This window comes from Kitasatospora sp. NPDC058965 (assembly GCF_042741245.1).
Taxonomy (GTDB): Bacteria; Actinomycetota; Actinomycetes; order Streptomycetales; family Streptomycetaceae; genus Kitasatospora.
Genome location: NZ_JBHYKG010000453.1, coordinates 1 through 5,230, shown reverse-complemented (window position 1 = coordinate 5,230; position 5,230 = coordinate 1). Strand labels below are relative to the sequence as shown.

Sequence of the window (5,230 nt, the reverse complement as noted above, 5' to 3'; positions counted from 1 at the left end):
GGCCTCGCCGGGTGGTCGGTCGGGGCTCCGGGGGACGGCGGAGACGGTGTCTGCGGTGGCCATGGGTTTTCCTCTCGGGCCGGCGGTTCGGGATCAGGCCGCGCTGACCACGCGGTCGGCGGTGAAGGGACGCCCGTGCACCAGCTCGGACTCGCGTCCGTCCGGGCCCACCGGCACGTCGCCGATCAGGGTGACCCGGTGCAGCGTCCGGGCCACGTCCAGGTGCTCCAGGTCGCGCGGCGCCAGGTGGGCGGTCGCCCGGTTGTCCCAGAAGGCCACGTGCCCGGGCTCCCAGCGGAACCGCACGGTGTACTCGGGCCGGGTGATCTCGGCGTAGAGCAGGTCGAGCAGGCGCCGGCTCTCGGCCGCCGTGACGTCGACGATGTGGCTGGTGAAGCCCGGGTTGACGAACACCGCCCGCTCCCCGGTCTCCGGGTGCACCCGGACCACCGGGTGGACGGCCACCAGCAGGTTGCTGTCGATCCGCTTGGCGTAGTCGCTGCCCGCGCCGAGCTCCCGCGCGCCGCCGTAGCGGTGCTCGGCCCGCAGGGTGTCCACGAAGGCCCGCAGCGGGGCGGACAGGCCCTGGTAGGCGGCCACCAGGTTGGTCCACTGGGTGTCGCCGCCGATCTCGGGGGCCACCTCGGCCCGCAGGATCGAGCCGGCCGGCGGGTTCACCGCGGCGGTGACGTCGGTGTGCCAGCCGTCGAAGTAGCTGTACTGGCGCTTGCGGTACTCGTCGAGGAAGCCGGCGCCGTACCGCTCCTCGAAGCGGCGCGGGTCGATGGTGAAGATCTCCGGGTGGTCGACCGGCGGTGCGTCGTCGTGCGGGTGGGCGTAGGTCAACTCGCCGAACTGGCGGGCGAAGGCGATCTGCGCGGCGTGGTCCAGCCGCTGGCCGCGGAAGAACAGCACCTTGTGGCGGTGCAGCGCCTCCTTGATCTGCTGCACGGACGTGTCGGGCAGCGGCTGGGCGAGGTCGACGCCGTCGATGTCGGCGCCGATGTGCCCGGCGACCGGGCGGATCGAGAGGGCGGGGCTGCTCATGGGGTTTCCCTCCTGCTGAGAAGTTCTGCTGACGGTATTTTTGACGGTGCGTCAGTTCTGGTTCGCGGTGACGGCCGGGTTGAAGTCGCGCTGGACATCGGCCGGGAACTCGCCGGACACGTCGACCTTCTTGGGCACCTGCCCATTGGCCAGGAACAGGTCGGCCTGGCGCTGCTGGGCGGCGACCACCTGGCCGTCGAGCGCCGCGAACCTGGTCTCCCCGGAGGCCTGCCAGACGAGCTTGCCGACCTCCGGCGTCTGCTTGTTGACCTTGACGTAGTAGGCGTCGATCCACGCGTCCGGGTGCGCCCGGTTCCAGCTGTTCGCCTTGACGATCCGGCCGACCAGGTCCACCAGGGCCTTGCGGCGGGCCGGATCGCCCAGCGACTTCTGCGAGGCCAGCCAGAAAGTGTAGCCGGAGGACACCTGCTGACCGTTGATCAGCGACACGGCGTCGGCGTGCGACCGGCTGTAGGTGATCAGGTCCTGGGGCGAGGCGGTGGCGGCGTCCACCGTGCCGGACTCCAGCACCCCGCCGATGTTCTGCAGCGGCACGTCCACCGGCGTGACGTCCTGCTGCTTCAGGTCGACCGTGGCCAGCGACTGGATCAGGAAGCCCTGGTTGGCGGTGCCCTTGGAGTAGGCGACCTTGTGGCCCTTGAGGTCGGCCAGGGTGTGGATGCCGGTGCCGGCCCGGGCGACCAGGGTGTAGCCGGGGCCGACGGTGTGGCTGACCCCGACCACGGAGACCGGCACGCCCGCGGCGGCGGCGTAGATCGCCGGGGTGTCACCCATGACGCCCAGGTCGATCGCCCCCGCCGCGAAGGCCTGGTTGACCAGCGGCCCGCTGTTGAACTGGTCGAAGACCAGGTGGTACGGCACGCCCTGGGACTCGCCGGAGGTGTCCAGCAGGGTCTGCAGGTACTTGCCCTGGTCGCCGACGTGCAGGGTCAGTTGGCCGGAGCCGCCGGCGGTGCTGCTGTCGGCGCTGGCGGTCGTGCCGCAGGCGGTGACCAGCGACAGCAGCGCGGCCAGGGCGAGCGGGCGGACGGCACGGGATCTCATGGTGCTTGCTCCTAGGGGAAGCGGGCGCGACGCGGCACGACGCGGCACGGGCACGCGTCCGCACGGCGGCAACGGGAAGCTGATCGGTGAAGGGGGGTGCAACGGGGGGTGAGGGTGCTGAGCCTCTGCTCAGCCGACGGGCCGGCCCGGTGTGGTCACGGGAGGGTGCCCGGTGCGCGCTCGCGCGACGGGACGGGCCTAACAGCCCAGTCCGGCGAAGTGGTGCAGGCGGAAGACGTTCACGGGGTGCCGGTCGGCGGCTGCCCGGTTCGTCGCCCTGCGCTGTGCGTCCATGGTGGAAGTCTTCCTGGCGGGGCCGTCACCGACAAGGATTTGTGACGGTGTGGAAGTAATGGTGCTCACCGGGCGCTCCGCGTGGTGCGCAGGCCCAGCGGGTCCTGGTAGACGGCCGCCAGCACGGGGGCGACGGCGGCCACGGCCAGCGTCGCGGCGCCGAAGGAGCCCGCGCGGACCACGGTCTCACCCTGCTCCCCCGCGCGCGGGCCGCGGGCCGCCACGGCGTCGTGCAGCACCGGCAGCAGCTCGGGCAGGTGGACGGTCACGGCCTCGGTGAGCACCAGGACCTGGGGGTCCATCAGGTCGAGCAGCAGCCGCACCGCGCCGGCCAGCAGCCGCAGCCGAAGCCGGCACAGGTCCAGCGCCCGGGCCTCGCCGGCCTCGGCCGCGGCGAGCAGCAGCGTCAGGTCGGGTCGGGCGATGACGCCCGCGGCGGCGGCCCGGGCCGCGAACGCCCGGTCGGAGACGGTGGCCTGCAGGCAGCCGACCGCACCGCACGGGCACGGCGCGGCGGAGCCCGGTACGGGCAGGTGCGCGACGCTGCCGGCGCCGTTGCGTCGGCCGCGCAGCGGGGTCGCCCCGGCCACGATGGCGGCGTCCACCGCGTTGCCGACGAACAGGTGCACCAGGTCGGTGCCGCGCTCGGCGCCGAACAGGCACTCGGCCTGCGCCAGCGCCTGTGCGTGGCCCTCCACGTGCACCGGCAGGCGGGTGGCCCGCTCCAGTTCCTGACGCAGCGGCACCTCCCGCCAGCCGAGCGCGGCGTTCTCCACCACCGTCCCCGGTACCGGGTCCACCCAGCCGCCGGTGACCGCGCCGAGACCGAGCACCGACCGCCCGGCCGCGTGCCGGCGCAGGAAGCCGGGCAGCCGGGTGGCGATCTCGTGCAGCTCGCGCTGCGGCGGCCCGGCGGGGCCCCGGGTCCGGGCGATCCGCTCCTGGGCGACCACCCGGCCGCTCAGGTCGGCGAGCGAGAAGGTCAGCCACGGCACGGCGATGTGCACTCCGGCGGCCAGGTGGCCCCCGGTGTCGATCTCCAGCGGGATCCGCGGCCGGCCGGGCCGGGCCGCCGCCCTGGAGGCGACGGGTTCCCGGACCAGGCCCAGCGCCCGCAGGTCGGTGCTGTGCCGGGAGACGGCGGCCGGGCTGAGCCCGGTGCGCCGGCTGAGCTCGGCGCGGCCGACCGGCCCCCGGTCGAGCACGGTCCGCAGCACGGCGGTGGCGCCGTCCGGCTTCTCGGCGGCGGTCGGGGGCGCGGGGTCGGCAACGAGTGCGAGCGTCATCGGCGGTCCTCGGTCGGGTCCGGGCGGGGTTCGCTCAGGCGCCGGACCGGGCGGCTTCGAGCTGCTCGGCCGGCACGATGCCGGCCACCGCCGGCGGCTCGACCGGCTCCAGCAGGCGGCTCGGGGTGCCGTCCACGCCCACCGGGAGGTCGCCGTCCAGGGTGATCCGGCGGACCAGGCGCGGCTGGTCGCCGTAGTCGTTGACCGCGTAGTGCTGGGTGGCGCGGTTGTCCCAGATCGCCACGTCGCCGACCTGCCAGTCCCAGCGCACGGTGTTCTCCAGCCGCTCGACGTAGCGCTGGAAGAGCGCGATCAGCGTCTTGCTGTCGGCGCCCGACAGGCCCGAGAGCCGCTGGGCGAAGGCGCCGAGCAGCAGGCTCTTCTCGCCGGTCACGGGGTGCACCCGGACCACGGGGTGCTCGGTCTTGAAGGCGGTGGACACGAACACCCGCCGGAACAGCTCGGCCACCTCCCGGTTCTCCGCCAGCTCCGGGGTCAGCGCCAGGCTCGCCGCGTAGTCGTAGTCGTTGGTGTGCACGGCACGCAGGCTCTCGGCGAGCGCCTTCAGCGGGGCGGGCAGGTCCTCGTACGCGGCAACGGTGTTGGCCCACACGGTGGAGCCGCCGGACTCGGGCAGCTCCAGCGCGCGCAGGATCGAGGCCTTCGGGTACGAGGGCACGAAGGTCACGTCGGTGTGCCAGTTGTTGGCGCGCACCCCCTTGGTGGCGTCGAGCTCGAAGACGTACCGGCCGTCGGCGCTCGGCACCGTCGGGTGGCCCACCGGGTGGCCGAGCAGTCGCGCGAAGGCCTCGTGCCCGGCGTCGTCCAGGTGCTGCTGCCCCCGGAAGAAGAGCACCTTGTGCCGGTACAGCGCCTCCTCGATCGCGGCCACGGTCTCGGCGGGCAGGTCGCCGCCGAGCCGGACGTCCTGGACGACGGCGCCGATCCGGCCGGCGGCCGGGGTGAGGCGCAGTTCGGTGATGGCAGTGGTCATGGCTGTCCCTCGGATTCGAGTCGAAGTGGTGAGCAGCGCGGGCACGGGCGGCCTCGGCGCGGCGAAGGGGAGCGGAGTGGAGTGGAGCGGAACGACAGGAGCGTCCGGGGAGTGCGTGCGGCAGGAGCCTCAGACGCAGCGACAGGCGCAGCAGCAGGCGCAACGGCAGGCGCAGCGGCAGGAGGAACGCGAAGAGGGGTACGCGGTACGGCACATGGCGGTCATCGCCCCTCCTTCGGTCTCGGCTGCGAGCAGGTCGTGGGCCCACTGTGACCACTCGCCATTCGCTCTGTCAAACGCCATCTCGCCTGGTGGGAGCGGGTATTGCCGAGTTGTGACGCCGCATTGCGAGCCATGACGATCGGGGCCGGAGCCTTGCCGGAACGGCTGTCGACGATTAAGTTTCTTTCGGCAAGTAACCCCTCGACAGCACGGCGCACTGCCGGACGGTACGGCCGCGGCCCCGCCGAGGACGGCCGCGACCGAGGAGTAGAGGACGAAGGCGGCCAGATCGGGGTTGTCGCGGGTGAGTTCGTGCAGGTGC

The 5,230-nt window shown here is 73.3% G+C and carries 5 protein-coding genes; 1 reads left to right on the top strand and 4 read right to left on the bottom strand.

Annotation, left to right across the window (positions count from 1 at the left end):
• Positions 1-93: 93 nt before the first annotated feature.
• The 4 genes from ACFW1A_RS38270 to ACFW1A_RS38255 form a co-directional block, all read right to left on the bottom strand.
• Positions 94-1,047 (bottom strand): TauD/TfdA dioxygenase family protein, encoded by a 954-nt coding sequence (locus ACFW1A_RS38270; RefSeq protein ID WP_380417892.1) that lies wholly within the window; start codon positions 1,045-1,047, stop codon positions 94-96.
• A 51-nt stretch (positions 1,048-1,098) separates the two neighbouring features.
• On the bottom strand, positions 1,099-2,112 hold the full coding sequence (locus ACFW1A_RS38265; protein ID WP_380417890.1) for an ABC transporter substrate-binding protein: 1,014 nt from the start codon (positions 2,110-2,112) through the stop codon (positions 1,099-1,101).
• Between the two features lie 359 nt (positions 2,113-2,471).
• Positions 2,472-3,692, bottom strand: a complete 1,221-nt coding sequence (locus ACFW1A_RS38260; RefSeq protein ID WP_380417888.1) for an ROK family protein — start codon at positions 3,690-3,692, stop codon at positions 2,472-2,474.
• Positions 3,693-3,726: 34 nt separating this feature from the next.
• Complete coding sequence (locus tag ACFW1A_RS38255; RefSeq protein WP_380417886.1) at positions 3,727-4,686, bottom strand: TauD/TfdA dioxygenase family protein; 960 nt, start codon at positions 4,684-4,686, stop codon at positions 3,727-3,729.
• A gap of 354 nt (positions 4,687-5,040) precedes the next feature.
• Between ACFW1A_RS38255 and ACFW1A_RS38250 the strand changes: the two genes are divergently transcribed.
• On the top strand, positions 5,041-5,230 hold a 190-nt coding region (locus ACFW1A_RS38250; protein WP_380417884.1), incomplete at its 3' end, for a hypothetical protein.